Source organism: Streptomyces bugieae (assembly GCF_036352915.1).
GTDB classification, from domain to species: domain Bacteria; phylum Actinomycetota; class Actinomycetes; order Streptomycetales; family Streptomycetaceae; genus Streptomyces; species Streptomyces endophytica.
This window is the reverse complement of record NZ_JAZBJP010000043.1, coordinates 23,981-42,888: the sequence shown is the minus strand read 5'-3', so window position 1 is coordinate 42,888 and position 18,908 is coordinate 23,981. Positions and strand designations below refer to the sequence as shown.

The 18,908-nt window shown below is 73.6% G+C and carries 13 protein-coding genes and 1 pseudogene; 8 read left to right on the top strand and 6 right to left on the bottom strand.

Annotated elements, in window-relative coordinates; translation table 11 throughout:
- Positions 1-31: 31 nt before the first annotated feature.
- Positions 32-766 (bottom strand): MBL fold metallo-hydrolase, encoded by a 735-nt coding sequence (locus V2J85_RS36105; protein WP_330823883.1) that lies wholly within the window; start codon positions 764-766, stop codon positions 32-34.
- Between the two features lie 202 nt (positions 767-968).
- On the opposite strand from V2J85_RS36105, the gene V2J85_RS36100 reads away from it, so the two are divergent.
- Entirely contained in the window at positions 969-1,460 is a 492-nt protein-coding gene (locus V2J85_RS36100; RefSeq protein WP_261952068.1) for a hypothetical protein, read from the top strand.
- Positions 1,461-1,564: 104 nt separating this feature from the next.
- Positions 1,565-2,029 (top strand): annotated as a pseudogene (locus tag V2J85_RS36095) (PPOX class F420-dependent oxidoreductase); the annotation flags it as partial.
- Positions 2,030-2,125: 96 nt separating this feature from the next.
- Here the strand turns inward: V2J85_RS36095 and V2J85_RS36090 are convergent.
- Entirely contained in the window at positions 2,126-2,887 is a 762-nt protein-coding gene (locus tag V2J85_RS36090) for an ArsR/SmtB family transcription factor (protein WP_261952067.1), read from the bottom strand.
- A 67-nt stretch (positions 2,888-2,954) separates the two neighbouring features.
- Between V2J85_RS36090 and V2J85_RS36085 the strand changes: the two genes are divergently transcribed.
- Entirely contained in the window at positions 2,955-3,530 is a 576-nt protein-coding gene (locus V2J85_RS36085; RefSeq protein WP_330823882.1) for a hypothetical protein, read from the top strand.
- 149 nt (positions 3,531-3,679) lie between these two features.
- Here the strand turns inward: V2J85_RS36085 and V2J85_RS36080 are convergent, their stop codons facing one another.
- The 4 genes from V2J85_RS36080 to V2J85_RS36065 all read right to left on the bottom strand — a co-directional run bounded on the left by V2J85_RS36080 (position 3,680) and on the right by V2J85_RS36065 (position 12,043).
- Positions 3,680-4,348: a DUF4097 domain-containing protein gene (locus tag V2J85_RS36080; RefSeq protein WP_261952065.1), complete on the bottom strand. Its 669-nt coding sequence runs from the start codon at positions 4,346-4,348 to the stop codon at positions 3,680-3,682.
- 604 nt (positions 4,349-4,952) lie between these two features.
- Positions 4,953-6,416, bottom strand: coding sequence for a glutamate synthase subunit beta (locus V2J85_RS36075; protein ID WP_261952064.1), 1,464 nt, complete (start codon positions 6,414-6,416; stop codon positions 4,953-4,955).
- Positions 6,409-11,022 carry a glutamate synthase large subunit gene (gene gltB, locus V2J85_RS36070; RefSeq protein ID WP_330823881.1) on the bottom strand — a complete coding sequence of 1,538 codons (4,614 nt, stop codon included), beginning with the start codon at positions 11,020-11,022 and terminating at the stop codon, positions 6,409-6,411. The genes V2J85_RS36075 and gltB overlap by 8 nt, the downstream gene beginning before the upstream one ends.
- Before the next feature lie 289 nt (positions 11,023-11,311).
- Positions 11,312-12,043: a VIT1/CCC1 transporter family protein gene (locus tag V2J85_RS36065; RefSeq protein ID WP_261957171.1), complete on the bottom strand. Its 732-nt coding sequence runs from the start codon at positions 12,041-12,043 to the stop codon at positions 11,312-11,314.
- Positions 12,044-12,354: 311 nt separating this feature from the next.
- On the opposite strand from V2J85_RS36065, the gene V2J85_RS36060 reads away from it, so the two are divergent.
- Genes V2J85_RS36060 through V2J85_RS36040 form a run of 5 tightly spaced genes read left to right on the top strand, consistent with a single transcriptional unit; the run spans position 12,355 to position 18,896 of the window.
- Positions 12,355-13,530, top strand: coding sequence for an ADP-ribosylglycohydrolase family protein (locus tag V2J85_RS36060; RefSeq protein WP_261952062.1), 1,176 nt, complete (start codon positions 12,355-12,357; stop codon positions 13,528-13,530).
- Entirely contained in the window at positions 13,527-14,828 is a 1,302-nt protein-coding gene (locus tag V2J85_RS36055; RefSeq protein ID WP_410011164.1) for an ADP-ribosylglycohydrolase family protein, read from the top strand. Before V2J85_RS36060 ends, V2J85_RS36055 begins: the two co-directional genes overlap by 4 nt.
- Positions 14,825-16,138 carry an ADP-ribosylglycohydrolase family protein gene (locus V2J85_RS36050; RefSeq protein WP_330823880.1) on the top strand — a complete coding sequence of 438 codons (1,314 nt, stop codon included), beginning with the start codon at positions 14,825-14,827 and terminating at the stop codon, positions 16,136-16,138. Before V2J85_RS36055 ends, V2J85_RS36050 begins: the two co-directional genes overlap by 4 nt.
- A complete protein-coding gene (locus V2J85_RS36045; protein ID WP_330823879.1) occupies positions 16,135-17,649 on the top strand; it encodes an ADP-ribosylglycohydrolase family protein in 1,515 nt (504 codons plus the stop codon). Before V2J85_RS36050 ends, V2J85_RS36045 begins: the two co-directional genes overlap by 4 nt.
- Positions 17,646-18,896 (top strand): CaiB/BaiF CoA transferase family protein, encoded by a 1,251-nt coding sequence (locus tag V2J85_RS36040; RefSeq protein WP_410011163.1) that lies wholly within the window; start codon positions 17,646-17,648, stop codon positions 18,894-18,896. The genes V2J85_RS36045 and V2J85_RS36040 overlap by 4 nt, the downstream gene beginning before the upstream one ends.
- Positions 18,897-18,908 lie beyond the last annotated feature (12 nt).

Here is an 18,908-nt window from a genome sequence, read left to right as displayed (position 1 = left end):
GCGCCGGGTGGGGCACGGGCCTGTGGTGCGGCTACCGCCAGTCCTTCTCCGGGGTGGCCGCGGCCAGCACCGCCCGGGCGTTCTCCCGGATCGGCCCGCCGTGCGCGACGCACACCGTCCCGACGTCGTCGAGCGCGGCCAGCCGCCGGAAGGAGGCCTCGGCCTGCTCCCGTGAGACGTTGAACGGCCCGAGCACCGCGCGGTCGCCGTCCGGGGAGGCGCCGATGACGTCCCCGGGGAACAGCAGCCCGCTCGCGGGCAGATGCAGGGCGATCCCGCCGGGCGTGTGACCGGGGACCGCGAGCACCCGGACCGGCTCCGGCCAGCCGTCGAGGGTGTCGCCGTCGTGCAGTTCCCGGTCGACGGCGAGGTGCCGCAGCGGCGGGACGCCGGCGGCCGCGAAGTCCGCCATGACGCTTTCGTGCAGCCGGCGTTCGGCCGCGGTGAGGACGGGCGCGGGCTCGGCGGCGGTGCCGCGGACGTAGGGGGCGTCCGGCGCGCCGGCCAGCACCTCGGCCCCGGTGGCCTCGACCAGGTCGGCGGCGGAACCCATGTGGTCCACGTGGCAGTGGGTGAGCACGATCTGCCGCAGCCGGTCCGGGCGGCCGCCGAGCCGGGCGAGCGCGTCGAGGACGGCCGGCGCGGAACCGGGGACGCCGGTGTCGACCAGGGCGAACCCGTCGTCGGGCAGCGCGATCAGATAGACGTGCCCGGTGGGGAAGGGGAGTTGCCAGACGGTACGGCTGATACGGGTGAGTGGGTCCATGGCCCGGACGCTAACCGCGGGGCGCGGCACCGGTCGCCGGGTTGCGCCGTGGGCGGATTGAGCGAACGGCGAACGGCGAGCGGACGGGCGCGGGCGCGGCACCGCTCATCGGGGCGGCGAAGGCTATGGGCAGTCCGGGGAAATCCGGCCGGAACCGGTCTTGCGTCTGCCACGTCCCATCCGTGAACCAAGGAGGCATGTCATGCGAGGAATCCCCCACTCCCGCACCCGTACGCTCACCGCCGCGCTCGCGCTGGCGGTGTCCGGCGCCGTCGCCCTGTCCGGCTGCGGCAAGCCGCAGCAGAAGGTCGGCAGCGCCCCGCCGCCGAAGAAGCCGGACGCGTTCGAGCAGCGGGCGGACCAGATCGTGCGGGACTGGCCGAAGATCTCGCCGGTGCACGGCCGGCAGCAGGCGCTGCTGCCGCTGGTGAAGGCCCAGCCGCCCAAGGACGGCGGCAAGGCCCGGGAGATCACCGTGACCGTCGGGCACAGCCCCTGCGACGCCCACTTCGGCGCGCGCAGCCACGAGTCGAAGGGGCTCGTGGTCGTCACCGGCTGGGGCAAGCGCAAGAGCTCCAAGGGAATGTGCACCGAGATGCTGGCCACCGACAAGGTGACGATACGGCTGAAGGACGCCCTCGGTGACCGCAAGGTCGTCGACGCGGCCACCGGCAAGCAACTGCTGAAGGGCTGACCGGAGAAGGGCCGAGGGCTGACCGGCCGGCGGGGCCGACGGGCCGACAGGCACGGCGCTGCGGCATTCGCCTTGGAGCGCGCTCCAGCGCCTACCCTCGCCGTATGAGCCCTTCCCTCGCCACCACCACCCGTGTCGACCTGCCCGAGCTGCTGGAGTTCGTCCGCCCCCGGCACCGCGCGATCCTGCTCACCCGCCGCTCCGACGGCACCCCGCAGGCGTCGCCGCTGACCTGCGGGGTGGACGACTCCGGCCGGCTGGTGATGTCGACGTATCCGGAGCGGGCCAAGGTCCGCAACCTGCGGCGGGTGGCGTCGGCCAGCGTGCTGGTGCTGTCCGACGAGTGGAACGGCCCGTGGGTGCAGATCGACGGGGAGGCGGAGGTCATCGACGCGCCGGAGTCGGTCGAGCCGCTGGTCGAGTACTACCGCAACATCGCCGGTGAGCACCCGGACTGGGACGAGTACCGCGAGGCGATGCGCACGCAGGGGAAGTCACTGATCCGGGTGACCCCGCTGCGCTGGGGCCCGATCGCCACCGGCGGTTTCCCGGCCCGCCTCGTGACCGGCGACGACCGGTCGTCGGACAGCCGGGAATCCGGCGACCAGGCATCCGACGAGCGGACTTCCGGGGACCGGGCATCCGACGACCGGGCCTGACCGCGGTCAGCCGCGCGGGGCGGGGAAGGTCAGGGAGGGTGAGAGGGCCTCGTCGGGGAGGCCGAGGCGGTCACGGAAGGCCGTGCGGCCGGTTTCGGTGACGCTGAGGATGCGGGTCGTCGGGGACTTGACGATCCATCGGCGCTCCAGGGCATGGCGGTAGAGGGCGGCGCCGAGCGCACCGGAGAGATGCGGGCGCCGCACCGTCCAGTCGAGGCACGTACGGACATGCGCGCGGTGGGCGAGGGACGGGCCGGTGTCGGGGATGCCGAGGGCGGCCAGCCAGTGGGCGCCGGCGGCGGTGAGGACCAGGCCGTATTCCCGTGCCAGCAGGCCGCGTTCGGTCATCACCTCGGCGAGGGCGCAGCCCAGGGCGCCGGCGATGTGGTCGTAGCAGGTACGGGCGTGGTGCAGGGCCCGGCGCTGGTTGGCCTCGGCCAGTGAGCGGATCGGGACCGGGCGGTAGGGGGCGAGTCCGGCGAGGTTCTCCAGGGTCTCCGCGGTGTCCGGGCCGGCCAGGCGGACGTAGCGCCGCCGCCCCTGGCGTTCTTCGGCGAGCAGCCCGCCGGCGACCAGGAGGTTGAGGTGCTCGGTGGTCGTGGAGGGTGCCACCGCGGCGTATTCGGCGAGTTCTCCGGCGGTCCAGGTGCCGCCGTCGAGCAGGGCCATGCAGATGGCGGCGCGGGTGCGGTCCGCGAGCAGCGCCGCGAGCGCGGCGAGATCGGGGGTCTCCGCGAGTTTTTCCTGATCTGCGTCCCATCGGTTCATGTACACAGAGTAACCTCTGATAACATTTCGGTGAGCACCGAATCATCCGGCTTCTATCCTCGACGGCATGAGAGGCGCGCTGGAGAAGAGCAGTTCGGTCACCCCGGCGCTGCTGTCCACGGAGAACGACGACGGAACCTTCGTCCTGGTCGAGCTGCGGATCCGGTGGGAGCTCGGCCCGGTCGTGAGCCTCTGGCTGCCGGCCCGGGGGCGTACCGCCAGGAACCTCGCGGTACGCCCGGACGTCGTGTTCAATCTGCCGCCGGACGCGACGGGGACCGAAGAGGGACCGGGGGCGCTGCCGCCCTCGACGGACGCACCGTGGACGGAGCCGTCGGAGCTGGTGCGGCCGCCCCGACTGGCGCACTGCCCGGTGCAGTTGGAGGCCCGCCGGGTCGGCGAGCGTACGGTGACCGACGGGGCGTGGACGCAGATCGAGGCACAGGTGCTGCGGGTGCACGCGGATCCGCGGTGGGTACTGCCGCTGAGCGACCGGCGGATCGACCTGGGGGCGTGGCATCCACCGGTGCACGACTTCCGACCGTCGGCCGCTCCCCCGGCCCAGACCGCACCGGCCCCCGCCCGGGAGATGGCCCGCCAGCTGGGCCGCCGCTACCCGACGTCCGAACGCAGCGGTTCGTAGGGGGAGTTGAGGGGGGCGCGGGGGCGTCGAGGGGGGCGGACGGGGGGCCGGCAAGCCGACTCGGCCGGTCCGTCGCGGAACATCCCCTCGACGAACCGCCGCGTCGCCGTCTCCGCCATGACGGCGCTTCCCCTTTCGGGATCCGCGGGTCAGAGGCTGCGGGCGGTGATGTCGCCGTGGGCGGTGGTCGCGCGGAAGTTCAGACCGGCCGCGCCGTCGGTGTTCCGCAGCGCGTTGTGGATCCGGCCGGAGGCGGTGCCGGCGTCCAGGGAGGCGGAGACGCCGCGGGCGGCGCCGACCGAGATGTCGCCGGACTCGGTGCGCAGCGTGACGGTGCCGCGCACGGCCTCGGTGACGCGGAGGTCGCCCTTTTGGGTGCTGATCTCCGCGGGACCGCCCAGGCGGCCGACCGTGATGTCGCCGGCCTGGGTGGTGAGGTCGGCGCTCGCGGTCTCGTCGAGCTCGACCGTGGCCTGCTGGCCCTCGAAGGCGACGTCACCGAGGCGTCCGACACCCCGGAGTTCGGCGAGGGCGGCCTTCGCCTCGACGCGGGAGCCGGCGGGCAGCTGGACGGTCACCTCGACGGATCCGGAAGCGCCGAGGAGCCGGTTCTTCGGCGGTGCGGCCTCGATCCGCAGGACGCCCTCGCCGTACGCGACCGTGATCTGCTCCGCCGCCTTCACGTCGCGGCTCTTCGAGGCGTCCGCGGGCAGGACCTCGACCGTGGTGTCGGCCCGATCGGCGGCGACCAACCGGATGCGTCCGGCGGGGATGTCGAGGACGGCGGAGACCGGGGCGGGGGTGTCGAACTTCTGCATCGTGCGCTCCTTCAGCTCGTTGTTCCTTATGACGGAAACGCTACGTTGCATTCCAAGTTCTAGCAACAAGCTTGTTGCGCCAAATCAGCATCAGTGCAGGTGGAAGCCTGTAATTCGTTGCAACGCTTTCCAGGCTAATGCAACGACATGGACCCCAAACGTTGCAATGAATTGAGGGTGAAGGCTACGGCGAAGGCCCAGGGCCACGAAGTGGAGGCCGCCTCCGCCGGGAACCGGGCGAACGCCGCCGCGAGCGCTGCGTCGACGACGACGTCCGTGGGGGGGGGGGGGCGGGGGGGGGGCTCGTGGGGGGCGGGGCCGGGGCCCGTCAAGGGGTGGGCCCGTGGGGAGGCGGGGCCCGTAGGGGTGGGGCGAACGGATTCCCTAGGGGATGCGAGCGCCCCCTTCGGGGCCCTCAACGGGGAAGGGGGCGTGGGTATTCCGGCAGATGTGGCGGTTGCGGAAAGACCCGCGGCGCCTGCCCTCCGGTCGGGGAGAAAAGACAGGCGCCGCGGACGGGATCCGGGGCGGGCCCCGGATCCCGTGCCTCCGTACGACGTTGTACGGGACATTCAGGGACGGTCGCGCGAAGTGCGCGGCCGGGTCAGACGGCCAGTGCGCGGTCCGTCGGCTTGATGGGGGCCGGCAGGGCGCTGGCGCCCGTCAGGAAGCGGTCCACACCGCGGGCGGCGGAGCGGCCCTCGGCGATGGCCCACACGATCAACGACTGGCCGCGGCCGGCGTCACCGGCGACGAACACGCCGGGGACGTTGGTGGCGAAGTCGGCGTCGCGGGCGACGTTGCCGCGGGCGTCGAGCTCCAGGCCGAACTGCTCGACCAGGCCGTTCTGCTGGTCGGTGCCGGTGAAGCCCATGGCGAGGGTGACCAGTTGGGCGGGGATCTTGCGCTCCGTGCCCGGCTTCTGCTCCAGCTTGCCGTCGACGAACTCCACCTCGATGAGGTGCAGCCACTGGACGTTGCCGTCCTCGTCGCCCTCGAAGTGGGTGGTGGAGACGGAGTAGACCCGCTCGCCGCCCTCCTCGTGCGCGGAGGTGACCTTGTAGAGCATCGGGAAGGTCGGCCACGGCTGCGTCACCGCGTTCCGCTCCTCGCCCGGGCGGGGCATGATCTCCAGCTGGGTGACGGAGGCCGCGCCCTGGCGGTGGGCGGTGCCGACGCAGTCCGCGCCGGTGTCGCCTCCGCCGATGACGACCACGTGCTTGCCCTCGGCGGTGATCGGGGCAACGGTCAGGTCACCCTCCTGCACCTTGTTGGCGAGCGGCAGGTACTCCATCGCGAAGTGGATGCCCTTGAGCTCCCGGCCGGGCACCGGCAGGTCGCGGGAGGTGGTGGCGCCGGCGGCGATGACGACCGCGTCGTAGCGCTTGCGGAGCTTCGCCGCGTCGATGTCGCGGCCGATCTCCACCTCCGTGCGGAACTTGGTGCCCTCCGCGCGCATCTGCTCGATGCGGCGGTTGATGTGGCGCTTCTCCATCTTGAACTCGGGGATGCCGTAGCGGAGCAGGCCGCCGATGCGGTCCGCGCGCTCGTACACCGCGACCGTGTGGCCGGCCCGCGTCAGCTGCTGGGCGGCGGCGAGACCGGCCGGGCCGGAGCCGATGACGGCGACGGTCTTGCCGGAGAGGCGCTCGGGCGGCTGCGGGGTGACGTCGCCGTTGTCCCACGCCTTGTCGATGATGGAGACCTCGACGTTCTTGATGGTCACCGGCTGCTGGTTGATGCCCAGCACACAGGCGGCCTCACAGGGCGCGGGGCAGAGGCGACCGGTGAACTCCGGGAAGTTGTTGGTCGCGTGCAGCCGCTCGCTGGCCTCGGTCCAGTCCCCGCGGTAGGCGTAGTCGTTCCACTCGGGGATGAGGTTGCCGAGCGGGCAGCCGTTGTGGCAGAAGGGGATGCCGCAGTCCATGCAGCGCGACGCCTGCTTGCTGATGATCGGCAGCAGGGAGCCGGGCTGGTAGACCTCGTTCCAGTCCTGGACGCGCTCCTCGACGGGGCGGGTCTTGGCAGTCTCGCGCTCGTGGGTCAGGAAGCCCTTGGGGTCAGCCATTGGTCGCCGCCTCCATCATCTTCTCGTGGGTCTCGGACTCGGAGAGCCCGGCCTGCTCGGCGGCTTCCTTGGCGGCGAGCACTGCCTGGTACGTGGGCGGGATGACCTTGCTGAACCGCGGGGCCGCGGCATCCCAGTCGGCGAGGAGCTTCTCGGCGACGGTGGAGCCGGTCTCCTCCTGGTGGCGGCGCACCACGTCGTGCAGCCACTGCTTGTCGTTCTCGTCCAGCGGGTGCACCGCGCCGACGAGTTCCTTGTTGACGTTGTTCTTGTCCAGGTCGATGACGTAGGCGAAGCCGCCGGACATGCCCGCCGCGAAGTTGCGGCCGGTCTCGCCCAGGACGACCGCGTTGCCGCCGGTCATGTACTCGCAGCCGTGGTCGCCGACGCCCTCGGAGACCACCGTGGCACCGGAGTTGCGGACGCAGAACCGCTCGCCGACCCGGCCGCGCAGGAACAGCTCGCCGCCGGTGGCGCCGTAGGCGAGGGTGTTGCCCGCGATGGTGGAGTACTCGGCGAGGTGGTCGGCACCGCGGTCCGGGCGGACCACGACCCGGCCGCCGGACAGGCCCTTGCCGACGTAGTCGTTGGCGTCGCCCTCCAGGCGCAGCGTGATGCCGCGCGGCAGGAACGCGCCGAAGGACTGGCCGGCCGAGCCGGTGAAGGTGATGTCGATGGTGTCGTCGGGCAGGCCGGCGCCACCGAACTTCTTCGTCACCTCGTGGCCGAGCATGGTGCCGACGGTCCGGTTGATGTTGCGGATCGCGACCTGGGCCCGGACCGGCTGGGCGGCCTCGGCGGTGTCCGCGGCCAGCGCGTCGGCGGCGAGCTTGATCAGCTCGTTGTCGAGCGCCTTCTCCAGGCCGTGGTCCTGCTCGACGACCTGGTGGCGGACCGCGCCGTCGGACAGCTCGGGGACGTGCAGCAGCGGGGCGAGGTCGAGGCCCTGCGCCTTCCAGTGGCTGACGGCCCGGGTGGTGTCGAGGATTTCGGCGTGGCCGATGGCCTCGTCGAGGCTGCGGAAGCCCAGCTCGGCCAGGAGCTCGCGGACCTCTTCGGCGATGAACTGGAAGAAGTTGACGACGTATTCGGCCTTGCCGTTGAACCGCTCGCGCAGCGTCGGGTTCTGGGTGGCGATGCCGACCGGGCAGGTGTCCAGGTGGCAGACGCGCATCATGACGCAGCCGGAGACGACCAGCGGTGCGGTCGCGAAGCCGTACTCCTCGGCGCCCAGCAGGGCGGCGATGACGACGTCGCGGCCGGTCTTGAGCTGGCCGTCGGTCTGCACGACGATGCGGTCGCGCAGGCCGTTGAGCAGCAGGGTCTGCTGGGTCTCGGCGAGGCCGAGCTCCCAGGGGCCGCCCGCGTGCTTCAGCGAGGTCAGCGGGGAGGCACCGGTACCGCCGTCGTGGCCGGAGATGAGCACGACGTCCGCGTGGGCCTTGGAGACGCCCGCGGCGACCGTGCCGACGCCGACCTCGGAGACCAGCTTGACGTGAATCCGCGCCTGCGGGTTCGCGTTCTTGAGGTCGTGGATCAGCTGGGCGAGGTCCTCGATGGAGTAGATGTCGTGGTGCGGCGGCGGGGAGATCAGGCCGACGCCCGGGGTGGAGTGCCGGGTCTTGGCGACCCAGGGGTAGACCTTGTGGCCGGGCAGCTGGCCGCCCTCGCCGGGCTTGGCGCCCTGCGCCATCTTGATCTGGATGTCGTCGGAGTTGACGAGGTACTCGCTGGTGACGCCGAAGCGGCCGGAGGCGACCTGCTTGATGGCCGAGCGGCGCGCCGGGTCGTAGAGGCGCTCGGGGTCCTCGCCGCCCTCACCGGTGTTGGACTTGCCGCCCAGCTGGTTCATGGCGATGGCGAGGGTCTCGTGCGCCTCCTGGGAGATGGAGCCGTACGACATGGCGCCGGTGGAGAAGCGCTTGACGATGTCGGCGGCCGACTCGACCTCGTCCAGGGGGAGGGACGGGCGGTCGGACTTGAAGCCGAACAGGCCGCGGAGCGTCATCAGGCGCTCGGACTGCTCGTTGACCCGCTCGGTGTACTTCTTGAAGATGTCGTAGCGGCGGCTGCGGGTGGCGTGCTGCAGCCGGAAGACGGTGTCCGGGTCGAAGAGGTGCGGTTCGCCCTCGCGGCGCCACTGGTACTCGCCGCCGATCTCCAGCGCGCGGTGCGTGGCGGCGATGCCGGAGGCCGGGTAGGCCTTGGCGTGCCGGGCCGCGACCTCCTTGGCGATGACGTCCAGGCCGGCGCCGCCGATCTTGGTGGCGGTGCCGTGGAAGTACCGGTCGACGAACTCCTCGTCCAGGCCGATGGCCTCGAAGACCTGCGCGCCGCGGTAGGAGGCGACGGTGGAGATGCCCATCTTGGACATGACCTTCAGCACGCCCTTGCCGAGCGCCTTGATGAGGTTCTTGATGGCCGTCTCGGGCTCGACGTCGGGCAGGAAGGTGCCGGCGCGGACCAGGTCCTCGACGGACTCCATGGCCAGGTAGGGGTTGACCGCGGCGGCGCCGTAGCCGATGAGCAGGGCGACGTGGTGCACCTCGCGGACGTCGCCGGCCTCGACGAGCAGCCCGACCTGGGTGCGGGTCTTGGTGGCGATGAGGTGGTGGTGGACCGCGGCGGTCAGCAGCAGCGAGGGGATCGGCGCGTGCTCGGCGTCGGAGTGCCGGTCGGAGAGCACGATCAGGCGGGCGCCGTCGGCGATGGCGGCGTCGGCCTCGGCGCAGATCTCCTCGATGCGGGCGGCCAGCGTCTCGCCGCCGCCGGAGACCCGGTAGAGGCCGGAGAGGGTCACGGCCTTCATGCCGGGCATGTCGCCGTCGGCGTTGATGTGGATGAGCTTGGCCAGCTCGTCGTTGTCGATGACCGGGAAGGGCAGGGTCACGCTGCGGCAGGAGGCCGCGGTGGGCTCCAGGAGGTTGCCCTGGGGGCCGAGGGAGGAGATCAGCGAGGTGACCAGTTCCTCGCGGATGGCGTCCAGCGGCGGGTTGGTGACCTGCGCGAAGAGCTGGGTGAAGTAGTCGAAGAGCAGCCGGGGGCGCTCGGAGAGCGCGGCGATCGGCGAGTCGGTGCCCATCGAGCCGATCGGCTCGGCGCCGGCCTTGGCCATGGGGGCGAGCAGCACCCGCAGCTCTTCCTCGGTGTAGCCGAAGGTCTGCTGGCGGCGGGTGACCGAGGCGTGGGTGTGCACGATGTGCTCGCGCTCGGGCAGGTCGGCGAGCTCGATCAGGCCGGAGTCCAGCCACTCCTGGTAGGGCTGCTCGGCGGCGAGCTGCGCCTTGATCTCGTCGTCCTCGATGATGCGGTGCTCGGCGGTGTCGACGAGGAACATCTTGCCGGGCTGCAGGCGGCCCTTGCGGACGACCTTGCCGGGGTCGATGTCGAGGACGCCGACCTCGGAGGAGAGCACGACCAGGCCGTCGTCGGTGACCCAGTAGCGGCCGGGGCGCAGGCCGTTGCGGTCGAGGACCGCGCCGACCTGGGTGCCGTCGGTGAAGGTGACGCAGGCGGGGCCGTCCCAGGGCTCCATCATCGTGGAGTGGTACTGGTAGAAGGCGCGCCGGGCCGGGTCCATGGAGGTGGAGTTCTCCCACGCCTCCGGGACCATCATCAGCACGGAGTGCGGCAGCGAGCGGCCGCCGAGATGCAGCAGCTCCAGGACCTCGTCGAAGGAGGCGGAGTCGGAGGCGTCCGGGGTGCAGACCGGGAACAGCCGCTCCAGCTTCTCGGCGTTCTCCGCGCCGAAGAGCTTCGAGGCGAGCTGGGACTCGCGGGCGCGCATCCAGTTGCGGTTGCCCTGGACGGTGTTGATCTCGCCGTTGTGCGCGACGAAGCGGTAGGGGTGCGCGAGCGGCCAGCTCGGGAAGGTGTTGGTGGAGAAGCGGGAGTGGACGAGGGCGATCGCGGTGGCGAAGCGGCGGTCGGACAGGTCCGGGAAGAAGGGCTCCAGCTGGCCGGTGGTCAGCATGCCCTTGTACACGATCGTGCGGGCGGACAGCGAGGGGAAGTAGACCCCGGCCTCGCGCTCGGCGCGCTTGCGCAGCGCGAAGGCCTTGCGGTCCAGCGCCAGGCCGGTGTTCTCGCCGTCGGCGACGAAGAGCTGGGAGAAGGCCGGCATGGTGGCGCGGGCGCCGTTCCCGAGCAGCTGCGGGGCGACCGGGACGACGCGCCAGCCGATGACGTCCAGGCCCTCTTCGCCGGCGATCGTCTCGATGCGGGAGACGGCGTCGGCGGCGGCCTGGGCGTCGGACGGCAGGAAGGCGATGCCGACGGCGTAGGCGCCGGTCTCGGGGAGCTCGAACGTGACGTTCTCGCGCAGGAACGCGTCCGGGACCTGGAGCAGGATGCCGGCGCCGTCGCCCGAGTCGGGCTCGGAGCCGGTGGCACCGCGGTGCTCCAGGTTCGTCAGGACGGTGAGCGCCTGTTCGACCAGTGCGTGGCTGGCCTCGCCGGTGAGGGTGGCCACGAAGCCGACGCCGCAGGCGTCGTGCTCGTTGCGCGGGTCGTACATCCCCTGCTGGGCGGGGCGCCCGTCCATGGGCGACCAGGCGGCGGCGTGGGCGCTGCTGGTGGTCGCGGAGTGCGTGGACGCGAAACGCATCGGCTCTCCCAACGTCGTCGTGGCATAGGCATTGCCGAGGGACGACGTTGGCCCTCCGCGAAATTTCGTGCAGGTTACAGGATGGCCCGCTTCCCGAGAACCGAAAAGAGGCTTCCAAAATGCGGACACCGCACGCGCGGTGAGTCGTGAACGCGGACGGAAACCAGCCGTCCCACAAGGCGGCGTTCGGCGAGCGACATTGCCCGCGACGCCTGGGGCTTATGCCCGGTCGTCAACAAACCGAAACCGCGGGGTAACGGGTTAATTATGCAGTCACCCGCATGACACGTCACCCTACGACGGTTCCGAACAGTGCTCCCAAGGCGTACGTCACACCCGAGGCGGCTCCGCCGAGGGCGAGTTGGCGCAGTCCGCTGTACCACCAGGAGCGGGCCGTCACCCGCGCCACGACGGCACCGCAGGCGAACAGTCCGACCAGTGCGAGCAGCACCGCGGGCCAGATCGCGGAAGCCCCCAACAGGTAAGGAAGGACAGGAAGAAGCGCGCCCAGCGCAAAGGATCCAAAGGAAGAAATGGCGGCAATGGCCGGAGAAGGAAGGTCGGACGGGTCTATTCCGAGTTCCTCGCGGGCGTGGATCTCCAGCGCCTGCTCGGGGTCGCGGGAGAGCTGTTCGGCGACCTGGCGGGCGAGCTCCGGCTCGACGCCGCGGGACTCGTAGAGGGCCGCGAGCTCCTCCTGCTCGTCCTTGGGGTGCTTGCGCAGCTCGTCGCGTTCGATGTCCAGCTCGGCCTGCACCAGCTCGCGCTGCGAGGCGACCGAGGTGTACTCCCCCGCGGCCATCGAGAAGGCACCGGCGGCCAGCCCGGCGAGGCCGGTGATGATGATCGTCTGCTGTGACAGCGCACCGCCCGCGACACCCGTCATCAGGGCGAGGTTCGAGACCAGGCCGTCCATCGCGCCGAAGACGGCGGGGCGCAGCCAGCCGCCGTTGACATCGCGGTGGGTGTGGTTGTCGCGGTGTGCCACATGCGTCGGCGCCGCGGCATCCATGATCTCCATGACGGACATATCGGGACCTGCTCCCTTCCGCGAGGTGTGGGCCGATGGCGGCACTTCCCCCTGCAACCCCTCGAAGTTATGCGGGGAGCACCCTCCGCCGCTAGCAAGGAAGGCCGAACTTACCGCGCTGACCTGCGGCTTCTTCAAAAAGTCGGGAATGGGAGGCCGGTCACGGGCGGTGATCGGGCCGCTTGCGGGCCCGCTCGTGGTTCCCTCGGGGGTTCGTAGGGGCGTCCCGGCCGGGGCGTCGACCGGGTGACCTCGCGGCCCCGCGCAGGAGAGCCGGGGCGCCGCGTGGCACGCATAGCACCATGAGCGCAGCGGACCCCCCGTCCCCGGAGCCGGGCGCCCCGGGCCCGGCCGGCGACGGCGTACGCGACCGGGCCCGCGGGGCGCTGCTCGGGCTCGCCGTGGGGGACGCGCTGGGCGCCCCCGCGGAGAACATGAAGCCCTCGCAGATCCGCCGCCGCTGGGGCCGGATCGAGGGCTATGTCGAGGACGACCCGGCCGGCACCGACGACACCGAGTACGCGATCTTCTCCGGGCTGCTGCTGGCCGCGCACGGCTCGGCACTGACCGTCGCGGACGTCGAGGCGGCCTGGCACCAGTGGATCGCCGACCGGGACGAGGGCCCGTTCCGCGGCGCCGGCTTCAGCGAGCGCGGCACCCTGGAGAACCTGCGGCGCGGCCTGGCCGCCCCGATCTCCGCGCAGCACCGGCACGCCTGGAGCGACGGGCTGGCGATGCGCGCCGCGCCGTTCGGGGTGTTCGCGGCCGGCCGGCCCGCCGAGGCCGCCCGGCTGGTCGCCATCGACGGCACGGTCAGCCATGACGGCGAGGGGATCTACGGCGGCCGGGCGGTGGCCGCCGGGGTCGCCGCCGCGATGGTCGCCCTCCCCCCGGGGCCCTCGGCGCGCTCCGGGCCAGGGGGGACGCCGCTCACCGACGTGGTGCTCGCCGCCGCGCTGTCCGTCGTCCCGGAGGACTCCTGGACCGCCCGCTCGCTGCGCCGGGCGGTGGCCGCGGCCCAGCGCTGCGGCCACGATCCGGGCATCACCCAGCTCGGTACGGAACGCGCGGTGCGCTCCGCCGTCGTGGTCGGCGGCTATCCCTGGACGGACCTGGCGCCGGAGGCGGTCGGGCTGGCCTTCGGGGCGTTCGCGGCGGCCCGCGGCGACTTCCGGGGCTCGGTGCTGACCGCGGTCAACATGGGCCGGGACGCCGACACCACGGCCGCGGTCGCCGGGGCCCTCGCCGGAGCCCTGGGCGGGGCCACCGCGATCCCCGAGGACTGGGCCCGCGCCATCGGCCCGGCCCGCGGCAGCTGCCTGCCGTCGATGGCCGGCTACCACGTTCTGGACATCGCCGACCTGCTGGCACCGGGCGGGGCGGGCGGGGGCCCGTCCGGGGCGTCCCCCGGGGCGTGGCCCGTTCCCGGGGCCGGAGCCACCGGGGCGCAGGCCGGCGCCGGGGTGGGGCCGGGATGAGCCACGGGATGAGCGGCCGGGTGGGTGGCGGGACGGGCGCCGGCGGGCCCGTGGACGCCGCGCACGGCCGGATCGAGGGGCTGCTGCTCGGGCTGGCCGCGGGGGACGCCGCCGGGTGGCCCGCGGCCCGGCACCGGGCGGCGCGGATGCCGGAGTGGACCCGGCGGCTCACCCGCGAGCTGGACACCTTCGCGGAGCAGAACGCCACCACCACCCTGCCGGTGCCGATCGCCCTGAACCAGCCGCCCGAGCCGCTGCGGCTGGGCCCGTCCGACGACGCCGAGTGGGCGGCCTTCACCGCCGGGTCCGTGCTGACCGCGGCCGGGGCGCTGCTCAGCGACCTGGGCCGGAGCCGCCGGATGCGGGCCGCCCTCGACCTCGCCTGGAACGCACTGGCGAGCGAGGTCGCCGCGGCCGCCGACCGGGCCCCCGAGGTGGAGTCCGCCGTCCTGCCGCTGCGCGCCCGGATCTCCGTACGCGCCGGGCTCGGCAACCTCGCCGCCGGGCTGCGGCCGCCCGCCACCGGCCACGACAACCCGCACTTCTTCGACGACGCGGCGTGCGTCCGGGCCGCCGTCCTGGCCGTGGTGCACCCGGGCGACCCGGCCGCGGCGGCGGACCTGGCCGAGTACGACGCGCGCTACACCCAGGACGGCGACGGGGTGCACGGGGCCCGGGCGATGGCCGCCGCGGTGGCCGCCGCGCTCGGCGGCGCCCCGGCGTCCGCCGCGGTCGACACCGCGCTGGCCCAGCTGCCCGACGGCACCGAGATCCGCCGCAACGCCCTGCACGCGGTCCACCTCGCCCGGACCCACGCCGCCGACCGGCCCGGCCGCCCCGGCACCGCGTTCGCCCTGGTGCCGGTGCTGGAGCACGAGATCGTCGACCACGTCTACAGCTACGGCATCGCCGCCGCCGAGACCGTGCCGGTGGCCCTGGCCCTGGCCCTCGCGACCGACGGGCAGGTCGCCGAGGCCGTGCCGGCCGCCGCCTGCCTCTCCCGGGTCGCCGACTCCGCGCCCGCCCTCGCCGGGGCGCTGACCGGCGCGCTCGGCGGTGCCCCCGGACTGCCCCGCACCTGGCGCGACGCCTGCCGGGTGCTGTCCGGCTGCGCACTGCCCCGGCTGGCCGGCACCGACCTCGTCGAACTGGCCGGCGCGCTGGCCCGGGCGGAGCTGACCGCCCCGGAAGACCCCGCGGGCACCGGCCCCGCAGCCCCGCCCGGAGCCGCCCCGGAGGCCGCTCCGGACCCCTCCCCCTCCCCCGCCCCCCTCGTGGAAGGACTCGTCCGCACATGACGTACACCAGCGACACCGCACCAAAGGCACCGGGCGCGCCCGATGTCCTCGGCGTCGGGGACACCCAGATCCTGCCCGTCACCCCCGTCGCGTCCGCCCCGCCCACACCGGCCCCCCCGGTCGCCCCGCCGGTCAGGCCCGATGCCCCCTCCCTGGAGGACCGGGCGATCGGCGCTCTGGTGGGGGCCGCGGTCGGTGATGCGCTCGGTGGTCCGGTCGAGGGCCGGACGCCGGAGGAGATCGTCAAACGGTACGGCGGCCGGGTCACCGGCATCGTCGGCCCGTTCCACGACGACTGGCGCACCGCCCGCCCCCTCGCGCCTTACCACAAGGGCAACGGCCACGTCACCGACGACACCCTGATGACCCATGCGCTGGTCCGGGTCTACGAGTCGGTGCGCGACCACCTCGACGCCTACGACGTCGCCGACCACCTCGTCCCGGACCTGATCGGCACCCCGCGCTGGATCCCGGAGCTGGAGGCCGAGGCGCTGCCGCTGCAGCGGATCTTCCTCGCCGAGAAGTGGATCGTGGCCCGGCTGCACTACGGGCACGCCGATCCGCGCGAGGCGGGCGTCGGAAACATCGTCAACTGCGGTGCGGCGATGTACATGGCGCCGGTCGGCGTGGTCAACGCCGGTAATCCGGACCGGGCCTACGCCGAGGCGCTGGACATCGCCGGTGCGCACCAGTCCTCCTACGGGCGGGAGGCGGCCGGGGTGTTCGCCGCGGCGGTGGCCGCCGCGTTCATGCCCGACGCCACCCCGTCCTCGGTCGTCGTGCAGGCCCTGCGGCTGGCGAAGGACGGCACCCGCGCCGCGATCGAGGCGGTCTGCGAGGCGGCCGCACCGCTGCGCGACCACGAGTCGGCGCTGGCCCCGCTGCGGGCCGCGGTCGCCCCGTTCGACACCGTCGGCCCGGACTACCGCAACCCCTCGCTCGGCGCCCGCCGCCCCTCCCGGCTGCACGCGATCGAGGAACTCCCCATCGCACTGGGCATGTTGCTGGTCGGCGGCGGCGACTTCCGGTCCACCGTGCTGGGCTCGGTCAACTACGGCCGGGACTGCGACTCGATCGCCACGATGAGCGGCGCGCTGGCCGGTGCGCTGCGCGGCGCCTCGGCGGTGCCCGAGGAGTGGAGCGCCGAGGTCGCCCGCGCCAGCCGCCTCGATCTGCAGGCCCCCGGCGCGGCGCTGGCGACCGTCGCCCGCGAGATCTTCACCCGCGACCGGGCCCGGGCCCGCACCCACGAGCAGGCGTTCACCGCGATCTCGGCCATCCCGGCCCTGGCGGAGGCGGGCGCACGGTGACGGCCAAGGCGCCGGCCGCCGCCCGGCCCGCCCCGGCCGCACCGCTCCGGCTGACCTGGGTGCAGCCCGAGGACCTGCTCGGGCACGAGCTGCGGCAGGCGGCGGAGGACGGCCGGGACGCCGCCGCGGTGGCCCGGATCGCGCGGCGCTGGCAGGCGGCGGGCGGGACGCCGGCACCGGAGCGGGCGGGCGCCTCGGACCGCCCCGCGGACCCGGAACTGCGCGCCACCGCGACCGCCCTGCTCGACGAACTGGCCGCACTGCCCAGCCCGTTGGCGGTTGACGAGCCGACGGATCTGACAGCCATTCAGGCGGCTTGTCCGTCATGGCCGTTGGCACGGACCGGCGCGGGCCCCGGTGGGCCGGCCGCCGCCCGGCTGGAGGCCGCCTGGCTCGGGCGGGCGGCCGGCTGCCTGCTCGGCAAGCCCGTGGAGAAGCTGCCGCTGGACGGTATCCGGGCGCTCGCCCGCGCGACCGGGAACTGGCCGCTGACCTCGTACTTCACCGACGAGGGGCTCGATCCGGCGGTGGCCGCGCGGTACCCGTGGAACCGCCGCAGCCGCGCCACCTCGCTCGCCGGGAGCATCGACGGGATGCCCGAGGACGACGACCTCAACTACCCGCTGCTGAACCTGCTGCTGCTCGAACGGCACGGGCCGGACTTCACCGCCGCCGACGTGGCCCGGTTGTGGCTGGACGAGCTGCCGGCCGGGCGGACCTTCACCGCGGAGCGGATCGCGTACCGCAACCTGCTGGACGGCATCGAGCCGCCGCACACCGCGCGCCACCGCAACCCGTTCCGGGAGTGGATCGGCGCGCAGATCCGGGCGGACGTCTTCGGCTGGACCCGGCCCGGCGACCCGGCCGCGGCCGCGGCGCTGGCCTGGCGGGACGCCACGCTCAGCCACACCGCCAACGGCGTCTACGCGGCGATGTTCACGGCCGCCGCACTGGCCGCGGCCGGAGGGGGGTCCCCCCGCTCGAGCGAAGCCGGGGGTGAGGGAGGCACCGATGTGCACGGCGCGCTGCGGGCCGGGCTCGCGGTGGTACCGCCCCGGTCCCGGCTGGCCCGGGCGGTCCGCCGCGGCATCGCCCGGGCCTGCGAGGCGCCGGACCGCACACCGGCCGGATTCGCCGCCGTCGCCGACCAGTTGCACACCGCCTACGGCCACCACCACTGGGTGCACGCGGTGCCGAACGCCGCGCTGCTGGCCGCGGCGCTGACCCATGCCGACGGCGACTTCGCCGGTTCGGTCTGCCGGGTGGTGTCCGGCGGCTGGGACACCGACTCCAACGGGGCGACCGCGGGTTCGCTGACCGGGCTGCTCGCCGGCGCGCCGGACGCGCTGCCCGGCCACTGGACCGCGCCGCTGCGCAACCGGCTCGCCACGAGCGTCGGCGGGCTGGACGGCATCGGCTTCGACGCCCTCGCCCACCGCACCGCCGCGCTCGTCGTCCCCCCGGACCGAGTCGCCCCCTTGCCCGACCGACCGGAGGTCACCGCACCATGACCGACCCGTCCCTGTCCGGGATGTCCCGGCCCGCTGCCGCCGGCCCGGACGCCGCCCCCTCCCCCGGCCCGCTCGACGGGCTGCGGGTGCTCGACCTCGCCACGCTGTTCGCCGGCCCGCTCGCCGCCACCCTGCTCGGCGACTTCGGCGCCGAGGTGATCAAGGTCGAGCATCCGCACCGGCCCGATCCCGCGCGCGGGCACGGACCCGCCAAGGACGGCGTCGGGCTGTGGTGGAAGCTGCTGGGCCGCAACAAGAGGACCATGACGCTCGACCTGTCCCATCCGGACGGCCGGGAGGTGCTGCTGCGGCTGGCCGCCGGGGCGGACGTGGTCATCGAGAACTTCCGGCCCGGAACCCTGGAGAAATGGGGGCTGGGCTGGGCCGAGCTGTCCGCGGTCAACCCGCGGCTGGTGCTGGCCCGGGTCACCGGCTTCGGGCAGTTCGGCCCGTACGCCCGGCGGGCCGGGTTCGGCACCCTCGCCGAGGCGATGAGCGGCTTCGCGGCGATCACCGGCGAGCCGGACGGGCCGCCGACCCTGCCGCCGTTCGGCCTCGCCGACGGCATCGCGGCGCTCACCGCGTCGTACGCCGTGATGGCCGCGCTGCGCGGGCGGGAGGCCACCGGCCGCGGCCAGGTCATCGACCTGGCACTGATCGAACCGCTGCTGACCGTCCTCGGCCCGCACCCGCTCTGGTACGACCAGCTCGGCCACGTCCAGCCGCGGACCGGCAACCGCTCCGCCAACGTCGCCCCGCGCAACACCTACCGCACCGCCGACGGCTCCTGGGTCGCGGTCTCCACCTCCGCCGAGTCGGTCGCGGAGCGGGTGATGCGGCTGGTCGGCCGGCCGGAGGTGATCGACGAGCCGTGGTTCGCGACCGGCGCCGGCCGGGCCCGGCACGCCGACGAGCTGGACGCGGCGGTCGGCGACTGGATCGCCCGGCACGACCGGGCCGAGGTGCTGGCCGCCTTCGAACTGGCCGAGGCGGCGATCGCGCCCGTCTACGACGTCCGGGACGTGCTGGCGGACCCGCAGTACGCGGCGCTGGGCTCGATCACCGAGGTCCCGGACGACGAGCTCGGCCCCCTGCGGATGCAGAACGTCCTCTTCCGGCTGTCCGAAACCCCGGGCGCCATCCGGTGGGCCGGCCGCCCGCACGGCGCGGACACCGACGAGGTACTGGCCGCCCTCGGCCTGGACGAAGGGGAGATCACCGGACTGCGGGAGGCGGGCGCGCTGTGACCAAGGCCCCGC